The following is a 19,657-nucleotide window of genomic DNA, read 5'->3' as shown; positions in this document are numbered from 1 at the left end:
GTCGACCCGCCCAACGACCACAAGGACTACCTGCACCGGGGCGGCCGCACCGCCCGCGCCGGCGAATCCGGTACGGTCGTCACCTTGGTCCTGCCCAACCAGCGCCGCGAAATGGACCGGATGATGGCCACCGCCGGCATCACGCCCCACTCCACGCGCGTGCGGTCCGGCGATGCCGAACTCAGCCGCATCACCGGCGCCCGCACGCCCTCCGGCATCCCCGTCACCGTGCCCTCTCCGGCCGCAGGCCCCCGAAACGGCGGCACCGGGTCGGTCCGTCGCCGCGCGCAGAACCGCCGCTCCTCGCCGCGACTCGCGGCAACCCGCACCGTCGGCGCCTAAAGACCGGCTGGTCAGCCACATGTGCAGCCACTGCCCGGTGGTCAGCAACCGACCGCGCGGATCACTGCCATGACGCCATCCGGTGGTGCTCCGCCGGACCGATTTCCGTCGGCAGCCTGGAGCGCTTCGCAGGTCCCCAGTGCGTGAGGCGGCGGACGGAGTGCGTCGGCGGGTTCGGTGAGCCGGTTCCGCTCGCCGGCGCTCACCGGCACTGCTCGGGAGGCCAAGGCGCCGATCGTCTGTTCGACGGCGTATTCCATTCCCCGGTCGCCGCAGCTTCGGTGACGCACAGCGAAGTGCGCTACGGCAGCCGCTCGGCAGCGTGCACCCGCGTGTGCCCCTCCCACCTGGCCGAGACGCGAATGCGGTGAGTCAGAGGGCGACGAAGGTGAGGCCGCGTTGTTTCAGCGCGGGGATGACCGTCCGCAGCGCGCGGATGGTCTCGGAGCGGTCGCCGCCGCCGTCGTGGCAGAGCAGGATGTCGCCCGCTTGGGCGCGTAGCAGCCGGTCGGTGATGGTGGTTCCGGGGCGGGCCCAGTCGCGTGGGTCGACCTGCCAGTCGATGCAGATCATGTCGTGTTCGGTGGCGACGTCGAGGATCCGCTGGGACCATGCGCCGCCCAGGGAGCGGAAGAATTTGGGGGCCACGCCGGAGATCTGCGCGATCCGGTCGTGGGCACCGCCGATCTCCTCACGGATTTTGGCGTCGGCGAGCGCGGGGAGGTTCAGCGGGTGCGTCACGGTGTGGTCGGAGACCTGGTGCCCGCTGTCCACTTCCTCATATCGATCCCCACCCGCCGAACGACCGTCGATCCATCAGCTAGGACTCTCGGGTTCATCGAGAAGTTCGGATCCTTGTTTCCGGCTATCGGTCTCCGAAGCGGGTGCGGAGGTGAGGGAGGACCTCGGTGCCGAGTCGTGTGATGTTCTCGCGGGTCCGGTTCGGGGATCCGGTGCCTTCCACCATGAGGATCAGGTGGCGGATGCCGGTGCGTTCGACCGTGGCGGGGTGTCGAGGCAGTGTTCGGCGGTGCCGATCGGGTGGATGCGGCATAGCAGTTCGGCGTAGGCGTCCGGGTCGCGTGGGGTGTGGGGCCGGTCGTCGACCGGCACGTATCCGGCGAGCCCCGGCCGCAGCCAGCGTGGGAGTTCGGCGCGCAGCAGCCCCTGGGCCTCGGCCCGGGTGTCCGCGAGGTAGGCCATGACGGCGGCCACGTGCTCCTGGTGCGCGTTCCCGGCTGTGGCGGTGTACGCGTCGACCATCCGCCGCCTGCCCTCGTCGTCGAGGTGCAGGCCGAGCAGCATCGGCAGGCCGCGTTCGGCGGCCAGCGCGGCGGTGTCGGCCGAGGTGCAGGCGACCACGACCGGTGGATACGGGCGGGTCCGTGGGCGCGGCACCATCGGCACCTCGCGGAAGGTGAAGGTCGGCCCGGTCGCTGACAGCCGGGAACGGCTCAGCCCGGCCAGCAGCAGGTCGAGGCTCTCGGTGAAACCGGACTCGTATCGAGCGAGGCCCATGCCGAACACCTCCAGGTCGACCCAGGGGCCGCCTCGCCCGACTCCGAGCCGGAACCGGCCGGCGGAGACCTGGTCCAACAGTGCCGCCTGTTCGGCGAGTGCGACGGGGTGGGCGGTGGACAGCACGCTCACCGCGGTGCCCACCGCGATCCGGTTCGTACGGCCCAGGACGTAGGCGGCGAGCGTGGCCGCCGACGGGCAGATCCCGTACGACATGAAGTGGTGTTCGGCGAACCACACGTCGTCGAACCCCGCCTGCTCGGCGGCGACGGCCGCCTCGACCGTGGCGGACAGCACCTCACCGTCGCTCTGCCCGGGGAACTGCGCTGCCAGCAAGAAGATGCCCACCCGCATGCCCCCACTTTGCCGGACGGCGCGGGGCGGACGTCAGCGATCGTTTGGGTGGCGTGCGGTGTTCAGTGCTCGTCCCAGTGGTCCTCGTGGGCGGCGTGCCGGCATCCGTCGTGGACGTAGTCGACGTGGTCGCTGTGTGGCACGCTGACGTGGCCACAGCCCGCGCCGTGCTGGTGCGGGTGGCCGTCATGTCGCGTGTGGCCGGTGGCCTCGCATTCGTCGACGTGTCCGTCGTGCGGGCGGTGCAGGTGCCTGTCGTGGGCGTAGTCGACGTGGTCGCCGTGCGGTACGGCCACATGGCCGCATCCCGGCCCGTGAGCATGATCGTGAGCGGCATGCTGGCGGTGCTGTGTCATCGCTGTCATCGGTGAACCCCCCCTCGGTCTCCTTCTGCCCGGCGAACGCACCAGTGAACAGTGGCAACCGTGGCAGCGGCACCACCCGTCGTGGACCTGCGGCGTTATACGGCGTACGGCCGCTGGTCACGCCTCCTCGAGGACCGTCGCCACGGCCGCGGCCACGGCCCGGGGGTCGGCGGGCACGGGCACCCCGTCGACCATGACGGTCGGCGTCGCCCCGACGCCGCGCCGGCCGGCGGCGAAGGTCACATAGGCCGCCCAGCCCAGGTAGGCACCGCCGAGCACGCAGCGGGCGAAGCCGGGATCGGTCAGCCCCACGGACCGGCCTCTCTCGATCAGCTCTTCGTCGGTCAGGCCGGGCCCGCCCTCGGGCGGCTGCACCGCGAACAGCGCCCGGGCGTACTCCCGGAACCGTCCGCCGTCGGCCGCACAGCCCGACGACGACGCGGCGCGCGACGAGTAATGATTGGTCGACAGGCGGTCCAGGAACGACATCGGGTGGTAGCCGAGGTTGATCAGCTGGTCGGCTACGAGCCGGTCCAGGGTCGGCCCGGCGACCTCTTCGAACCGCTTGCAGTACGGGCACTGGAAGTCGATGTAGGCGTCGACGGTGACGGGACCGGCACCGACCACGACGCCGTCTCCGCCGGCCGACGCACCGGCCGGAACGCGGTCCGGTGCGGGGGCCATGGGCATCCATGTGGTCACGAGGCCTCCTAAGTCCGATTCGGACGGGCCGACCGGGTTCTGGCATCGCACCTGGTCAAAGGCCCATAATGGCCTGACTCTGCCCTGACGGCGTGACCTAAACACCGGCGGCGCCTTTGCCGGGCTGTGCCGGCGCCCATGAGGCGTGAAGCCTGGCTCAAGTCTTGCCAGGCGGTTTGGCCCCCGCCGGAAGACGAAGTCCCGTGGAAGAAGACGGGCATCGCGCTCGGAGTGGGGGAACGCATGAGCGAACGAGATCGTCATGGGAACGATGGCCAGAGCCGGTCCATGAACGGGGGGTTGCGATGACGATGTTGGTCGACGTCGCCGTCGAGCGCTACAGGTTCGTCTGCGGACGCTGCGGCCACACCTGGACCGCCGACTACGACGTGCAGTACGTGACCGACGACGTCGGCGCCACGTTCGCGTTCTACCGGCTCGACGGTGTGCCGGTGCCGCCGCCGACCGGAGGAGAGGTGACCTGCCCGAACTGCGGCGCCATGGGCGTCGCCGTGATCCCCGACGGGCGGCGCGACAGCCCGCCCGCGCGCCTGGACAGCGACGAGCCGCGGGAGCGCGTCACCACCACCGCCGAGCAACGCCGGGCGTCCGTGCCGCACCTGCCGGGGCTCGTCGGCGAGAGCGGAGGACGGGCCGGCGGCCGGCCCTAGCGGGCCGGCGGCCGGCCCTAGCGGGCCGGCGGCCGGCCCTAGCGGGCCGTCGGACCGGCCGCCGGGCGATCGGCGCCCGGCAGCGGTTCGGATCGGTCTGGCGGCCGGCCCTCCGCGTCGTTCACGGGGGCGCGTCGATCGGGACGACGTCGATGAGCTTCTTGTTGACGAACTCCTGTATGCCGAGCGCGGACAGCTCCCGGCCGTAGCCGGAGTCCTTGGTGCCGCCGAACGGCAGCTCGGGCGAGGTCCAGGTCGGATGGTTGACGAACACCATCCCGCTGTCGATGTGCCGGGCGATCTCCCGACCGCGTTCCTCGTCGCCGGTGAACACCGAAGCCCCGAGCCCATAGCGGGTGTCGTTGGCGACGGCGATCGCCTCGGCCTCGTCCCCGACCCGGAAGAACATTGCGACCGGGCCGAACAGCTCCTCACCGTAGATCGGGTTGTCCTTCGCCACCTCGGTGAGGATCGTCGGCTGCACGAACGCTCCGGTCGTGGGCACGGGATCGCCGACCTCGGTCGCCCGCGCGCCGTGCTCGACCGCCTCGGCGACCTGCGCCCGGAGTCTCTCGGCGGCGGTTCGCGACGACAGCGGCGGCAGCGTGGTCCGCTCGTCCATCGGGTCGCCCGCGGTAAGGGTGCCGAGCGCCGCCGTGAACTCCTCGAGGAACTTGTCGGCGATCTGCTCGTGGACGAGCAGTCGCTTGCTTGCCACGCAGCTCTGGCCGCAGTTGTGCATCCGGCCCCACACGGCCCAGTGCACCGTCGCGCCCAGGTCGGCGTCGGGCAGGACGATCAGCGGGTCGCTGCCGCCCAGTTCCAGGGTGGTCTTCTTCACCACCTTGCCGGCGCGCGTCGCGATGGCGGCGCCCGCCTCCGTGCTGCCGGTCAGCGCCACGCCCCTGACGCGTGGGTCGTCGATCACCGTCGCGGCCTGCTCCTTGGTGATGAACAGGTTGGTGTAGACCCCGTCGGGCGCGCCTGCCTCGCGGTACAGCCGCTCGAAGGCCAGCGCGGACTGGGGCACGCTCGACGAGTGCTTGACCATGACGACGTTGCCCGCCATCACGTTCGGGGCCGCGAAGCGGACCAGCTGGTAGTACGGGAAGTTCCACGGCTGCACCGCGAACAGCACACCCAGCGGGCTGTGGACGACGACGGCGTCCCCCCTACGTGCGTTGAGGTGGACCGGTCTCAGGAAGTCCTCCGCGTTGTCGGCGTAGTAGTCGAAGATGTCGGCCGTCAGGAGGACCTCCTCGATGCTCTCGCCGATCACCTTGCCCATCTCCAGGGTCATGAGGCGGGCGAACTCCTCCCGCCGTTCGCGCAGGATGCGTGCGGCGCGCCGGGTGACGGCCGCGCGCTCGTCGAAGCCGCGTTCGCGCCAGGTCTCGTACGTCGACCGGGCACGCGCCAGAGCGCTCTCCAGTTCCGCTGCGTCGAGTTCGTCGAAGGTGGCGAGCACCTCATCGCTGTAAGGATTCACCGATTGGTAGGGCATCTCTCTCAACCCTTTCGCCGACGGCTCACCGTGCTGCGGACGGATTGGGCCACGACGTGTGCAAGCCCGATCAGGGGCGTAGGGATTTGGCGCGCCTTTCTCGGCGGCGCCGGGAGCCAGTCGTCGTCGACGCGGGCGTAAGGCCGCCCGGTCTGGCGGCGACCTTGAATCAGCATCCCCGGCGCGGTCGCATGTCAAACCGCCGGGTCGTCGCGCCGGGAGAGGTGCGCGGGACGCGGCTCCGAGAGCGAGAGCTCCGGGACCCGGGTCAAGAGACGGCCACGATTCTCCAGGCCGCGCTCAACTCTGATACCCGTCCCTTTCACCCGAGACCGCCGGAAAGGTCCGGTAGAAGAAGACGCACGTACGAAGGGGAGCCGTGACATTGCCGATGAGGCGCTAGGAGCGGTCGGCTGTACGGAGGTGGAACCGACCGCCGCGGTGCTGCGACGGGATCCGTTCGCCGATGTACAGGAACTGCTCGGCCGGGCCGGTCTCGACGTCGCGGCTGATCAAGTGGCGGAGCAGCCTCATGGAATATCGCGAGTTCATCCGCACGGTACAGAGCGGCGCCGGTCTCGACGCTGACGCGGCTGAACGTGCGGCACGGGCGACGCTCACAACGTTGGCCGAGCGGCTTTCCCCAGGGGAGGCGCGGGATCTCCTGGAAGAACTTCCGGCCGAGATGAAACCCTGGGTCTACACCGAGTCCGCCGCCGAACGCTTCGACATCGATGAGTTCCTGCGCCGCGTGGCCGAACGCGCCGACGTGGATGTCGAGACCGCCGAGCGGCATGCACGCGCCGTCTTCTTCGCACTGGGGCGGGCCGTACGCGCCGACGAGATCGACGACATCGCGGCGGAGTTGCCCCAGGATTTCGAACCCCTCATCGCCGAGGCGCGGCATCGGTTCTTCCCGGTGATGCCGGCCGAGGAGTTCCTGTCCCGGGTGGCGGAGCGAACCGGTCTCGACATCGATGGAGCGCGACGCGCCACCGAGGCCGTCTTGACGGCGCTCGCCCAGCGAATCGCGGGCGGCGAGGTCGACGACCTCATCCCGCGGCTCCCACTGTCGCTGCACGATCCACTCCGGCGCGGCAGGGCGGCTGCGGGCGGCACGGCGCGGCGGATGAGCCTGGACAGGTTCCTCCAGATCATCGCCGATCGGGAGGGAACCGACCGGTTCACAGCGAGCGAGCACGCCCGGGCGGTCTTCGCCACCTTGCGCGAGGCGGTCGGCGACGAGGAGTACTTCGACGTGACCGTCCAGTTGCCGCCGGACTACTCGGTGCTGCTGCCCGTGCCGTGACGTCCAGGCGCGTCCGGCGCGCCTTGCCAGCAGCGAGACCTCGCTGTACCGGCCGCCCTCATGTTCCAGCAGCAGGCCGATCCAGCCGCGCGGATCGCCGTGCGCGCGGGCCGGCGCCGTGTGGCCGAGGGCGGCGTCGAGGAGGTCCACGACGTCAACCCCTACGTCCATGAGCACGCCCCGGCCAGTTCCTCCGCCCCGGCCAGGTCGCCGGCGATCGGCCTGCTCAGCAGTAGGGCCACGTGCCGTCCCTCGCCCGCCCCGGCGGCGAGGGACGGCTGGGCGGCGGGCGGCACGGCGAACGCGACGGCGTCGCAGTGGTCGAGCATCTCGGCGAAGCTGCCGAAGGCGGGGACCGAACATCGCGCGGCGAGGCCCTGCGCCGGCCGTGCCGTACTGGGAGACGTGAGGTGCCGGTCCGGGTCGTGTGCCTTAGCCGACCGCGGCTCCGGCACCGTGGTGGGTAGGCGTGAACGACGTGGGGTAAGGGGCGGAGACCGCTGCCACGTCGCCGGGGGAGCAGACCGTGTCATCGCTGTTGTGGCTGCGCCGGGCGTTCGCCACGTTCGAGGGCGGCGCGGCGCCGGTCTATGGGCTGGTGACCGCGGCCGGCGTGTGTGTCCCGCTGGTGGCGGGCCTAATGACCGGGCGTGTCGCCGAGAGCCAGCTCGTCGCCCTGGGGGCCTTCTACGTCGGGGTCATCGCACCGCAGGGGCCCCAGGGCGCCCGTGCCCGCTCGATGATCATCAGGGTCGCCGTCGTGACGCTGTTCTCCTGGCTCGGCGGCCTGGTCAGCGGCCATGACTGGCTGATGGTGGTGGTCACATCCGCAGTCGCAGCGTTCGGCGCGGCGATTCCCGAGTTGGGACCGATGGCGGCGCTGTGCACGCTGGTCGCGGCGCTGCGACCGGCGGCCAGCCCGGTGCTGTACAACGGACTGCTGGAGACGCTGGGCGGTGCGTGGATCTGTGTGCTGCTGTTGGCGCCGTGGGTCGTACGGAGGCTCCGGCCGCTGCGCGCCGGTATCGCCGCTGCCGCATGTTCGGTCGCCGACACGCTCGACGATCTGGCGGGCCTTGACCTGGACCCGGACGAGTGGTCTCGTCGGCGCGCCAGGGCTTATTCGGACCTTCGTTCCGCCCGGATCGTCTACGGCCTTTACCGCTCGGGCGGCTTTGAGGAACAGCGGCGACCGGCTCGGATCATTGCGGCGATCGATCAGGTGATGGGCGAGGCAGCCGTCCTGGGCGCGCTGCGCCTGGAAAGTCGGCCGTATCCGACGGAATGGCAGGCCGAATTCGGTGGCGCCCTCACCGGCGTCGCCGTCCGGTTGCGCACGCTCGGCAGGGCGATCGAGACGGATACGGACGTGCCGCCCGACACTGTGGCGGCGGGCTCGGTCCTGATGCGCCGGTTGAGCGAACACGACAGCCGGGGTATCGCCGGGCGGGCAGGCCTGCCCACCGTCGCACTGCGCCTCCACGCCGACCGGATCATCGGCCGGATGGACGCGTCGGCCGACACGGTGTGCCGGGTCCTAGCGCAAGAGCGGCGCATCGCCGAGCGACGACTGCCCGGGATCCGTGCCTGGTGGGCCCGGTGCGTCGAAGCGGTCAGGACCCGATCACCCCGGTTCCGGCACGCCGCACGCATGGGTACGGCGCTGGCGCTGACCATGATCCTGGCCGTCGGACTGCACCTGTCTCACCCGCACTGGCTGATCGTGACCGTACTGTTCAGCCTGCGCGACTCGTACACCGACACGGTGCGGATGGTCCTGCAACAGGCCATCGGCACCACGGTCGGCGCCATGGCCGCCGCCGTTGCCCTGGCACTCGCGCCCGGGCGGATCACCCTACTCGCCCTGATTTTCATCAGCGGCGCGCTCGGGTTCACGCTCAAACCGGTGAACACGGGCTATTGGATAACGCTCGGCACGCCGATGACCATGCTCCTCATCGACTTCACCGCGCCGCTGAATTGGCGGGCCGGGATCCTGCGCGTCGTACTCAGTCTCGCGGGCGCCCTGCTCGCGATGCTCTTCGCACAACTGCTGTTTCCGGCCGGGATCCAGCGGCGGATGGCCGAGCGGCTGGCCCGGTTGCTGCACACCCATGCCGTTCTCGCGCGTGCGGTCGCCGAACCGTCCAGGCGGCGCGAGGCCCGGATCCGCGGCGCGTTCCGGACGGCGGCGTCGGCCGCCGCCACGCTCGAAGCGGTCGGCACCAGGCTCAGGCGGAAGGCCGCGTCATCCGACGAACAGATCTCGCGCATCGGTGAGACGGGCAGAGCCGCACGGGGGCTACGAGAACGCCTGACATCGCCGGCGTCCTTCGCCGCCGTCCCGGTCGGTGCCATCGCTACCGCCGCGCGTGAAGTCGCCGACCATCTTGACCAGGACGCCGACGAGGTTCTCGCCTTTCCCTACCCGGGTTCGGCAACGCCTCGGGCCGAAGTCGGCATCCGCGATCAACGCTCACCGGAGCCGCCCGGACGGCGCCGGGCCGGACTCGTCGGCCACCTCGCCCCCCGTGCGACTTCGGCGGAGCCTGCGGGTGCCGCAGGCACTCGCGACATGGTGTACGGGCTGATCGCTGACGCCGAGCGACTCAGGGAACTCAGCCGCGCGACGGTGACCGGCCGGCCCGGCGGAGGGTGACCGCGCGACGCATGGGCGGCTGCTCATCGCGGTGGGCACGGCGCACGCCGCCGCCCACGGATTCGCCGCCGAGGCGCGAACCGATCACCGGAGCCATGCCGAAGTAAAGCTTTCTCGTCTCCATTGACACCGGTACGAGAGGTGGGACCCTCGAAATAGGGGCATTGGCCTGCGGATATCCCTATTTTCGGCAGGCGTTGGGTGATTGTTGGGGGTCGCCGACAGTCGGCGACATTGCCTGGCAGCCGATATTCCATTGATCGACTAGATCGAGGTATTCGCCATGAGAGCCGTTGTCTACGAGGGACCGCGCACGGTCAGGGTCGAGGAGGTGCCGGACGCGAGGATCGAACGGGCCACAGACGCGCTGGTGAGGATCACCACGACCAACATCTGCGGTTCGGACCTGCACATGTACGAGGGTCGTACGGACCTGGAGACCGGTCGCGTGCTCGGCCACGAGAACCTCGGTGAGGTGGTGGAGGTCGGCGAGGCCGTGGACCAGGTCAAGGTCGGCGATCTGGTGTGCATGCCCTTCAACGTCAGCTGTGGCTTCTGCGAGAACTGTGAGAAGGGGCTCACCGCCTTCTGCCTCATCGCGAACCCGGATCCGAACATAGCGGGGGCCGCGTACGGCTTCGCGGACATGGGGCCCTACAACGGCGGCCAGGCCGAACTGCTCCGCGTTCCCTACGCCGACTTCAACTGCCTCATCCTGCCGCCGGAGGCGGAGGAGCGGCAGACGGACTACGTCATGCTGGCCGACATCTTCCCGACGGGCTGGCACGCTACCGAGCTCGCCCGCGTACGGGCCGGCGAGACGGTCGCCATCTACGGTGCCGGGCCGGTCGGCCTGATGGCGGCCCTGTCATCGACGCTCAAGAGCGCGAGCAAGGTCTTCGTCGTCGACCGGCATCCGGACCGGCTCAAGCTCGCCGAGGAGATCGGCGCCATTCCCATCGACGACTCGAAGGTGTCACCCGTCGAGGCGATCATCGACCAGACCGACGGCATGGGCGCCGACCGTGGCTGCGAGTGCGTCGGCTACCAGGCTCATGACCCGGAGGGACATGAGCACCCGAACATGACGCTGAACAACCTGGTCAGGTCCGTACGCTTCGCCGGTTCCATCGGCGTCGTCGGCGTGTACGTGCCGCAGGACCCGAAGAGTCCCGACCCGCTCTACAAGGAGGGCGAGGTCGCCTTCGACTATGGCCTGTTCTGGTTCAAGGGCCAGAGCATCGGAAACGGCCAGTGCAACGTCAAGGCCTACAACCGCGAACTCATGCGCCTCATCCGTACGGGCCGGGCCCGGCCGTCGTGGGTCGTCTCGCACGAGCTCCCGCTGGGGGAGGCGCCGGAGGGCTATGAGCACTTCGATCACCGGGACCCCGGCTGGACGAAGGTCGTTCTACATCCGAACGGGCAGCCGCGCTGAACCGCCCGCCATGTCATCGAGCGCCGGGCCAAGGCCGGCGGAGGGGCAGGCGCGATGCATAGTCATCCAAGCCCAACGGCTGGTTCGGGTGCTCGGCGGGTGCTCGTACGTCGCGGTACCGTCCGGCACCACCCGGTACCCCCTCGGGCTGGTATGCCGTGAAGCAAATGGCCAACGCGGACCGAATGCCATGTAGTGGCACTGCGAAACAGGATGCGGTAGCGCGTCGCGCCTGGATGATCCGCGCGAGCCGCTCCGTACCACCCCGGCCCACCCCGTCGTACGCGGATTCCGCGGCCGCGGCCACCACCGGCGACGGCCTACCCGGGACGGTGCGCAGTCGGGATCGAGTGGTTGAACGGTGCGCTGATCGCTCCCTCGTGGCAGACCGTGGACGCCTCGGCTATGGGGCCGCGTGCGACGACCGTCGCTGCGCAGCCCAAGATGGCGGTGGCAAGGCCGAGGGTGAGCGTTTTCCGCCGGTACCTCATCGAGGAGATCCCGCCGGCTCCCCGACATCGACGTACGCCTCCACGTCCGCGTCGTCGGCCTGCACGGCGAGGGCCACCTCGAGTCGATCGAGCTGCTCGACGACGTCACCGGTGAGGTCACGACAGAGCCGGCGGTCACGGCGCGCGTGCCTCCCGGAGGGTCCTCTCTCCTCCAGGAGGCACGCCTTCGTGCGCTCTGTCTCCCGATCAGCGGTTCACCGCGGCCACGGAGGCCCGATTCACCGGACGAAGGTCCACAGGTGGTCGTCCTGGAGGCTGCACGGGAAGGTGGTCAGCTTGGCGTCCTGCCCGCCGGAGCCGTTCAGGCCGGACACGTCGAGGCACTGGTCGCCCGGGGTCTTGACGTTCCGGATCCAGTACCCGCCCGACGACTTGCGCTCCAGGTACCACATCTGGTTGTCGCCGGAGCCCGGGTCGCAGTACCACTCGGTCACGTCGCCCTTGTCCACGGTCCCGTAGTCCGGCAGGTCGAGGCAGTAGCCGTCCTTGGTGTTACGGATGGTGAACAGGTCGGCGCCGTTCGGGCCGGCGCCCTTCTGACCGACGACCAGGTCCCACCGCTGGTTGTCGGCGGACGATCCGTCGCATGTGTGCTGCTGCACCTTTCCGTCGATCGTTCCCTTGCCGAAGTCGGGGAGGTCGACGCACATCCCGGTCATCACGTTCTTGAGCAGAACGCCGGAGGCCGCCGAGGACCTCGCGTTGTTCGGGAGCGCCGCCGCGTTGCCGGGGGCCGTACGGGGCGTGCTGCGCCTCGAGTGGACGGCCTTAGGAGACGCCGACGTCGGCGACGGAGCGCTGCTCTTCGCCGGCCGCGGCGCGATGTACGGGGCCGTCTCGCCGCCCTGCTGCGCGGCCAGAAGCTGAAGTCTCCGTGCCGATCGGTCGTCCGACGGCGCGGCGTTCGCGGCGGCGGTGGCGCCGGGGGCCGTGGCCGTCGGCACCGACGCCGCTGGCGAAGCGGCGGCGTTCTTCGCGCCTGTCGGGTCCTTACCGGCCGACTCCTTCTTCACCGGTCCGGCGGCGGCCTGGGGAAGCGCGTTGTGCGCGGTCTGCCGGCCCGGCTTGGTCTCGCCGCTCTGCTGCGGCGCGGCGGTCTGTTGCGGAGTGCTGCCCTGCGGGGCGACCGTCTGGGCCGTCTCGCCGACGGCCCGGTTCTGCGCGGCCGGGTTCTGGCTCGTCGAGAGGGCAACCTGCCGCGCGTGTTCCTCGGCGGCCTTCTTGTGGCTGTAGGAGCTCAACGCCCCGATGCCGAACACGGTCCCGGCGACGACGATCAGCGCGGCGCCTCCCGCCAGGACGCGCGGAGCGAGCTGGGGCTGCTCGCTGGGCTGCCACGCGCGCTTGTTGAAGGCGCTGACGAGCTTCGCGCGCTCCTGGCGCTGCCGCTCCGTTTCGTTCTGCTCGCTCATCTACTCTTCCTTGCTCACTGTTACTTGGGGGATCCCGTAGAGGGCGGTCATCTCACCGGACAACCGGTTCTCCGCATTCCAAAGCACCTCCTCGACTCTCGCCATCGTCGCCGGGAACTCCGACATCAGCGCCATGAACCGGTCCGGCGCCTCCACCGGCGCAGAGATGTCCATGAATCCCTGCAATATCCTTTCCATATCCGCGAGTCGCGGCAGAAGTGTCTGCACGATCTGCGGCAATGGCCCGGCCTTGATCTCATGAAGGCTTTCCCGTGAACCCGTCAGGTGACCTGTAACGATCAATCGCCATTCCTTGGCGGTCAGTTGCGGGCCGCGCTTCGTCATCAGTTCCTGGAAACCGGAAAGCTCCGTCCACACCTGATTGAGCCGGTCGGCGGACTCGACGGCGAGAGGCTGTGGCCAGGAGGCGAAGCGATCGGGAATCAGTGACGGGTTGTAGTGCGTTGCATGCGCGTATTCCCGGGCCACGGCGTAGGCCATCCGATTGTTCAACGGTATGGAGTCGGGACGATAGGGAGCTCCGCGAACCTCGAACAGCACCATGCCGTTCTCCTCGTCCACCCCCATCGCGCCCATGCCGTAGTCGGAGTCCAGATCGCCGGAGTGAAGGGGGTGGCCCGGAGGAGGGGACAACAGATCCTTCCTCAGCACGCCCTCGTCGCGACCGCGAACGATCGAGGCCAGCCAGTCGATCATCCGAGGCCCGTCCGCCTTGGCCTTCGTTCGGGTGTTCACCACGTAGGGCTTCGTGAAGACCGGATCCGAAGCGCTGTACCCGAGCGCCGCCATGAGCCCTGGAACATCCTGATTCGACTGCCTGAGTAGAAGTCGGGACATCTCTTGCCGGTCGGACGAATCGAGCAACTTTTCGAAGATGGAGGCGAAGTCGCTCCGGGCCATCAACCTGAAGAGGACATGGACGGTCCCCCCGAAGGTTCCCCCCTTCGCGCGCTCGAGGTACATCGCGATCAGCGTGATGAACCCACGCGACCTGTCCGACAGCGACCTGGAATATCTGCGCTCATAGAACTCGTGCACCGAGTGAGCCGCCCGCCGTATGGCCGTCGCCTGTTTGGCACTGAGCACTTGACCGATGGCCTCGTCGAGATCCGCCAAGCGTATGCCGTAGGTGGCCTGGAGCCGCACGTTGAAATGCACGTCCTCCGCCGATACGTCCGTCTCCTTCCGGAGAGCGACAGGCGAAGCCGATCCGCCCGACGCGGCCGAGAGCGGAAAGGTCCTCGTCGGCGCGCTCAACGCGAGCTCTCTCATCTTCGCGACCACGCCGACGATTTGGAGGATCGCGGTCATGACATCGCGCAGGTCCACCATCGGGGCCAGCACGAATTCGAGACTGGAGCGGCTGGAGCCCGGAACGCGATCGGTCTCCAACCGCCACCCATCGCCTTCGAGCAGGACCTCGCCCCGGGAGTACAGCGGAACCGTGACCCGCAGCAACTCCAGTTCCAGCCCGAACTTGGCGCTCAGCGAGGGAGAAAGCGGCGGTTCGCCGGCCGGGCCGGTGGCCGACGCCGGCTGGATCGGTCGGGCCGGTCTCGACGTGGGGGTCTCGTCACCGGAGTGTCGGCCACCGTGGGCCCTCTGGTGGACCTCCGCCCCGATGGGATCGACGCCGAGATTGGCGACCGGCGCCCCGCCGTCACCCGTACGGGAACCTCCGTCAGGCGGCGCGGACGAATGCTCCGCGCGACCTGCCGCCGCCGGCGTCGCCGGGACCTGCGTTCGCGGCGGTGCGGGCCGTACGTCCGGTGTCCGCGCCGGCGGCGCCTGGGCCGATGCCGGACCGGGGCCCGCGACCGGTTCGGTCGCCGCCCAGGACCCGGTGTGCGGGCCCGGTGCCGCGAGCCGTACGAGCACGACCCGCCGACCGGACGACGGACCCAACTCGAGGGGGACGCCGTCCGGCGGCACGACGGTGATGCGCAGCCCCAGGACGACGGCCGCCGCGGCGAGCATCAGGCCGGCCGCCTCGTCCGTGCCGTCCGGTGCGGTGATCCCGGTCGTCGCGGCGCGGCGCCGATCGTCCGTCGGGCCGTGGCCGCCATGGGCGGGCCCGGCTCCGTCGGCCGCTCCCGCCTCGCGCGGAACCGAGAGGTGTGCGTCGAGCGCCGGCCAGAACCGCCGTTCCCCTGGGGCCTGCCGGAGGTCGGCGGTGAGCGCGTCCGCGAGGTGAGCCCGCAGCTCTCCCGGCGTCGGCGGCCTGCCGTTACCGACGGCGGCGGTCTCGGCGGCCGCCACGGCGCCCAGGGCGTTGACGAGTTCGTCGCCCATCGCGGCCACGGGGATCACGTTCAGCCCCATCCGTGTGAGCGTCATCGCCTGAGGGGCGGTGAGTCCCCCCTCCTCCGCCTCGGGGACGGCCACCGTTTCGCCCCAGGCCACCGTTTCGCTCCGGGCCACCGTTTCGCTGCGGGCCACCGTTTCGCTGCGGGCCACCGTTTCGCTCCGGGCCGCCGTTTCGCTCCGGGCCACCGGGCCATCGGTCGCCGGGGGCTCCGGCTCAGCGGGCTCGGGAGCCGAAGATGTCACCGGAGGAGCGTCCGCCGGGGCGGTCGCCGTCGGAGAACCGATCTCTCCGAGCCGCACCGTGTCATCCGGTGGCCGCGCCGGGTCGGCGAGGCGCCGGTCCGGCGGTGTCGCCGGGGTGGGAGGCGCGGCCGGGGTGGGAGGCGCGGCCGGGGTGGGAGGCGCGGCCGGGGCCATCTGGTCGAGCCGAGTGGCGATCGCGCGTACGTCGTCCTCGGTCCAGGTCCGGCCGGCGGGTCCGCCGCGCGCAGCGTCCCGGAGCCAGCCCAGGATCTGCGCGGCGCTCTCCTCGTTCCACTGTGCGCGGCGTACCTGCTCGGACAGGTACAGGACCGCGCCGAACGGATCCTCGTCGTTCCGGCGTCGCCGCAGCCCCTCCGCCTCCTGGCGTGAGAAGGCGTGGGCCTCGGCGGCGCGACGCAGGAGCCCCGGCAGCGCCGGGTGCAGCGAGGCCAGTCGCCGGGAGCGCTCGGCGATCTCGGCGTTGAACGCCTGCTCGAACGTCTGCCACCGGCCGTGCGCGGTCCGGTACAGCCGCCCCAGGTCGTTGTAGGTGAGGCCGTGGACGTCCGACTCGGCGCGCTGGACCGGCGTGAGCAGGTCGTTCGCGTCGGCCACGGCCGCGGTGAAGAACCGGCGCCGGGAGGTCATGGGGGCGAACGTCCACACCGCTTCTTCGGTGCCGGGGTCCGTACGCGTCGAGGCCGGGTCGAAGGAGGACGTCCGCCCGTCGGGGGCGATCCACGTCTGCCGTACGGTGCCGTCGAGGCGGATCACGTCGACCCGTACCCGCGCGTCCAGCGCGAGGGCGACGTCGCGCCCCACGGTCACCGGGTCCAGGGCCTGCACCGCGGCTTCCGGGGGAAGGTTCGCGGGCGCGCCGGTCGGGTTGTCCGCCCGCTGGGCGTGCAGAGCGTTGACGGTGTTGATGATCCCGGTGGTGGCCTGCCGGACGGACTCGACCGGGCCGGTGATGGGGCGGCCGAGCCGGAGTTCGTAGTGCTCGAGGGCGCGGGGCGTTTCCACGGTCGGGTCGGTCCGCCGAATCGCGGCCAGGTCGGCGTTCATGGTCCGTACGGCCCAGCGCAGCACCGCCTGGTGGGTCTGGACGGCCTGGGCCTTCTCGTCGGTCGTGAGAACGACCGGCCGGCCGCCGCCGGTCCGCTGCCGGATGTGGCGGATGACGCCCTGGTGAGCGCGTGCGACGCCGAGGTGGCTGCCGGCCGCGTCGACCAGGAGCGGGACGAGGTCGAACCGGGGAGCCTGGTCCACACGCCGCGCGGTGGGCGGCCACGGGCGTACCTCCGGCTCGGCCCTGTCCTCGACGTCCGCGACCGGGCTCTCGGGCATCGCCTCGGCATCGATCAGCGACTCGATGGCCCGCAGATACCGCTGCGGCATCGGCTGAGACGGGTCGAAGACGCCGCCGGCCATGATCCCGTCTGCGTCGCCCCGCCCGGACGAAGACGGGTCCCCATGCTCATACGGCAGTCCCAGGCGATTGAGGACCAGGCTGAGGAGGGCCGCCGTGAGATCCTTCGTTCCCCAATGCAGCGCGTCCGGTCCGCGCAGGTCCAGGTCGGGAGCGTCGCTGGTCCGGCCGGGCCGCAGCTCGACGGCCTCCGGGTGCTCCGGATCGATGACCAGTTCCACCTCGACGTGCAACTGGTCCTTGGACTCCGGGAGCTCATACCCCTGGTTGACGTACCGGTCCAGCGCCCGCTGCAGGGAGGCCTCGATCTCCGTGACCTCCTCCGCCGGGACCCCGAACAACGGCCGTACGGGAGGCACCACCGTGTGGTGGCGCACCCACTGGCCGTTGCCGGCCTGAATGCGCCGCACATTCACCCGGGTCCGGGTCTCCGTCCCGTCCGGGGCGAACCGCTCCTCGGCGATCCGCAGCACCGGCGCCTCGGACCGGCGATGCGCCCACTGGTCCGGAGTCGCCGGAGTGGCGACCCGCCTGCCCGGCTCGGCGACAGGCGTCGCCTGGACGGTCGCCGGAGCGACGGCGGCGGCGAGGTCTCCGCGCGCGGTACCGCCGGCGAGGTCCGAGCCCGCCCACGCCGGTGCGACCGACTCGATTCGCACGTCCGAATCGAAGTTCTCGAGCAGCAGTTCCGCCAGGGAGACCGGCTGCAGATGGTCGGGCCATACCTTGACGTGATAGGGGTCCGGTCTTCCTGCCGTGCCGGACTCCTCCTCGTACAGATCCTCCGCCGATTCGCCCAGTGGGGGATGTTCCCAATGGCTCAGGACGACCTGGCGGCCCTGCTCGTCACGTGCCGCGGATCCGAGCGCGACATGCTTGGAACCATCGAAGAGCACCCAATGACCCGGAGGGATCTCGGGCTCCACGAGCCCGGTGTCCGGGTCGAATCGGTGTTGCCGGATGGACGACGGGTCACCGACGAGCTCGAAGAGGGTCCGGGAGTAAACATCCTGGCCGCCGCTTACTGCGACATGCTCATCGAGCCCGTACTCGAGCGCGTCGAAGTATGCGTCTTCCGCCGCCCGGGCCGCCTTCTGGTGCACGTCTTCCAGCCACTTCTTGTCGACGGCACCGGTCCAGTACGCGGTGAAGAGGTGCGACTCCCAGCAATTCATCGTGCTGTCCGACTTCGGTACGGGGCCGTTCCCGCGAAGCCACCGGGCGAAGTCGTTGGGCAGTCCCTTGTTGTTGAATTCGGCGATGCCCCATCCACCGTCGGCATCGGCGGTGACGTTCGAGTCTCCTCTCCACCAGTAGAATCCGGCCGATCCCTCGGCGGCCAGCATCACCCGGGTGACCAGATCCCGCGGCACTGCGGGATTCACCGGGTGAACGTCCTCGGGGGCCGTCCCGGACGCCGGTACGAGATCCAGAGGGGCGCTGGGCACTCGACGAGCAGGCGCGTCGCCCCGTCGATCGGTTCTCCGATGTTCGGCGACACCTGTCGTCGCGAGGTGCGCCGGAACGAGAGCGACCTGGACACACGCCTTGCCATTCTCATGGGGCATGCTGCGGCTGCTGTCCCGCCACTGGATGGGGACGGTGGACGGGGCCAGCGGAGCGAACGGAGCGTCGGCGGGCCGGGAGCCGAACAGGTGCGGCAGGGTGTTCTCCAGGTCATCGGCCAGCCGGTAGGCATCGTCCGGGCCCTGTTCCAGCGGCAGCATCCCGTACATGCCGCCGGAGACGGGCACCCGGAGAGTCCCGCGGCGGCCGGTCAGGGTCACGACGACGTCGAACCTGTAGTGCCGGTACCGGCGGGTGGCCTCCTTGTTCCTCTCGTCGGTGCCGCCGAGCTCCCCTTCCTGCTCCTCTGCCTCGTCCCGGCCGTACTCGAACGCGCCGATCCCCAGTTGCTCGGCGTCGCCGACCTCACCGCCGCCCTCCGGGCCGAACCGGACGCGGAAGCCCTTCGACCTGCCCGTCTTCTCCTTTGCGGCCTCGCTCTCCTGGGTGTAGATCCGGCCCTTGAACGGCGTGCCGTCCAGCGGCCCGATCGGCTCGGCCCCGGTGATCTCCAGGCCGGCGATCGTCTTCCGCGAGCCGACCGGGACCTCGTAGGCGTTCTTCAGCGACTCCTTGATGTACGGGCGGATCAGCTCCTGACTGGTGAAGTGCAGGTACCGCAGGCCCGCGATGGTCGTGAAGTCCAGACCGGGGACGTTCCAGGCACCGGGGGCGCTCAGGTCGTCGGGGAGCCGGTACGGCGACGCGGGCAGCGCCGCCCAGCGCTCGACCGCGGCGGCGAACGGGACGCCCCAGGGATGCAGGTTCCGCGCGAGGGCGTCGACCGCCTCTTCGGGCTGTCCCTCCCACGGCGGGCGGGTGTCCCAGGCCGGGGTGTCGCCGAGGGCGGGCTCGCGGCCCGCGGGCGGCGTGTCGAGGATCGCGATGCTCTGCGGGACCAGTAGCCGGACGTCACCGGTCGCTCCGTCGGGGGCGTCCGGCTCGATCACGGTGTGCCAGACGAACGGCCGGTGGGAGTACCACCGGTCACCGGCCTTCGGGTCGGCCGCCAGCCGGCCGAGGCCGATGACCGCCTCCCGCAGGCCGCGCACCGGTACGTTCAGCAGCTCGGGCAGCTCGGTGTTGAGCCCGACCTCGATCCTGAACGACAGCGGGTGTTCGAACTCCAGGGAGCCTTCGCGGGTGCCGGCCCGGTAGATCTCCAGGGTCTTCTCGTGCGCCTCCGTCCCGTGGGAGGACTCGGCGGTGAAGTCGACACCGGCCTCGACGCCGCCGTGGCCTTCCCCGTGGCCCTTGCGCCCGACCCTGCCGCGGACGTCCACTCCGCCGCCGTACGTGAACGCG

13 protein-coding genes and 1 pseudogene are annotated in these 19,657 nt (G+C 70.4%); 5 read left to right on the top strand and 9 right to left on the bottom strand.

Features of this window, described 5'->3' with window-relative positions; translation table 11 throughout:
• Positions 1–342 (top strand): annotated as a pseudogene (locus tag AB0L00_RS44960) (RNA helicase); the annotation flags it as partial.
• 372 nt (positions 343–714) lie between these two features.
• On the opposite strand, the gene AB0L00_RS44955 reads toward AB0L00_RS44960, so the two are convergent.
• From AB0L00_RS44955 to AB0L00_RS44940, 4 genes are all read right to left on the bottom strand, one after another.
• On the bottom strand, positions 715–1,116 hold the full coding sequence (locus tag AB0L00_RS44955; RefSeq protein WP_364444259.1) for a polysaccharide deacetylase family protein: 402 nt from the start codon (positions 1,114–1,116) through the stop codon (positions 715–717).
• Positions 1,117–1,314: 198 nt separating this feature from the next.
• A complete protein-coding gene (locus AB0L00_RS44950; RefSeq protein WP_364444257.1) occupies positions 1,315–2,214 on the bottom strand; it encodes an LLM class flavin-dependent oxidoreductase in 900 nt (299 codons plus the stop codon).
• Positions 2,215–2,276: 62 nt separating this feature from the next.
• Positions 2,277–2,510, bottom strand: coding sequence for a threonine dehydratase (locus AB0L00_RS44945; RefSeq protein ID WP_364444255.1), 234 nt, complete (start codon positions 2,508–2,510; stop codon positions 2,277–2,279).
• A 186-nt stretch (positions 2,511–2,696) separates the two neighbouring features.
• On the bottom strand, positions 2,697–3,281 hold the full coding sequence (locus AB0L00_RS44940; protein WP_364444252.1) for a thioredoxin domain-containing protein: 585 nt from the start codon (positions 3,279–3,281) through the stop codon (positions 2,697–2,699).
• A gap of 305 nt (positions 3,282–3,586) precedes the next feature.
• Between AB0L00_RS44940 and AB0L00_RS44935 the strand changes: the two genes are divergently transcribed.
• The gene (locus tag AB0L00_RS44935; RefSeq protein WP_364444249.1) at positions 3,587–3,952 is read left to right on the top strand and encodes a hypothetical protein; all 366 of its coding nucleotides are present in this window, start codon (positions 3,587–3,589) and stop codon (positions 3,950–3,952) included.
• Positions 3,953–4,073: 121 nt separating this feature from the next.
• Here the strand turns inward: AB0L00_RS44935 and AB0L00_RS44930 are convergent, their stop codons facing one another.
• Both AB0L00_RS44930 and AB0L00_RS44925 read right to left on the bottom strand, forming a co-directional pair.
• A complete protein-coding gene (locus AB0L00_RS44930; RefSeq protein ID WP_364444246.1) occupies positions 4,074–5,456 on the bottom strand; it encodes an NAD-dependent succinate-semialdehyde dehydrogenase in 1,383 nt (460 codons plus the stop codon).
• A 399-nt stretch (positions 5,457–5,855) separates the two neighbouring features.
• Positions 5,856–5,990: a hypothetical protein gene (locus tag AB0L00_RS44925; RefSeq protein WP_364444244.1), complete on the bottom strand. Its 135-nt coding sequence runs from the start codon at positions 5,988–5,990 to the stop codon at positions 5,856–5,858.
• Between AB0L00_RS44925 and AB0L00_RS44920 the strand changes: the two genes are divergently transcribed.
• Positions 5,989–6,765, top strand: a complete 777-nt coding sequence (locus tag AB0L00_RS44920) for a DUF2267 domain-containing protein (RefSeq protein ID WP_364444242.1) — start codon at positions 5,989–5,991, stop codon at positions 6,763–6,765. The two genes, AB0L00_RS44925 and AB0L00_RS44920, sit on opposite strands and share 2 nt — an antisense overlap.
• A 161-nt stretch (positions 6,766–6,926) precedes the next feature.
• Here the strand turns inward: AB0L00_RS44920 and AB0L00_RS44915 are convergent, their stop codons facing one another.
• Entirely contained in the window at positions 6,927–7,220 is a 294-nt protein-coding gene (locus tag AB0L00_RS44915) for a hypothetical protein (protein WP_364444239.1), read from the bottom strand.
• Positions 7,221–7,291: 71 nt separating this feature from the next.
• Between AB0L00_RS44915 and AB0L00_RS44910 the strand changes: the two genes are divergently transcribed.
• Positions 7,292–9,424, top strand: coding sequence for an FUSC family protein (locus AB0L00_RS44910; RefSeq protein WP_364444236.1), 2,133 nt, complete (start codon positions 7,292–7,294; stop codon positions 9,422–9,424).
• 283 nt (positions 9,425–9,707) lie between these two features.
• Complete coding sequence (locus AB0L00_RS44905) at positions 9,708–10,862, top strand: glutathione-independent formaldehyde dehydrogenase (RefSeq protein ID WP_364444233.1); 1,155 nt, start codon at positions 9,708–9,710, stop codon at positions 10,860–10,862.
• Between the two features lie 730 nt (positions 10,863–11,592).
• Here AB0L00_RS44905 and AB0L00_RS44900 read toward each other — a convergent pair.
• Both AB0L00_RS44900 and AB0L00_RS44895 read right to left on the bottom strand, forming a co-directional pair.
• A complete protein-coding gene (locus AB0L00_RS44900; protein ID WP_364444231.1) occupies positions 11,593–12,786 on the bottom strand; it encodes an RICIN domain-containing protein in 1,194 nt (397 codons plus the stop codon).
• Complete coding sequence (locus tag AB0L00_RS44895; RefSeq protein WP_364444229.1) at positions 12,787–19,635, bottom strand: hypothetical protein; 6,849 nt, start codon at positions 19,633–19,635, stop codon at positions 12,787–12,789.
• Between the last annotated feature and the right edge of the window lie 22 nt (positions 19,636–19,657).

Origin of the sequence: Actinoallomurus sp. NPDC052308 (assembly GCF_040679195.1) — a bacterium.
GTDB classification, from domain to species: Bacteria; Actinomycetota; Actinomycetes; order Streptosporangiales; family Streptosporangiaceae; genus Actinoallomurus; species Actinoallomurus liliacearum.
This window is presented reverse-complemented; position numbering and strand designations above follow the sequence as displayed.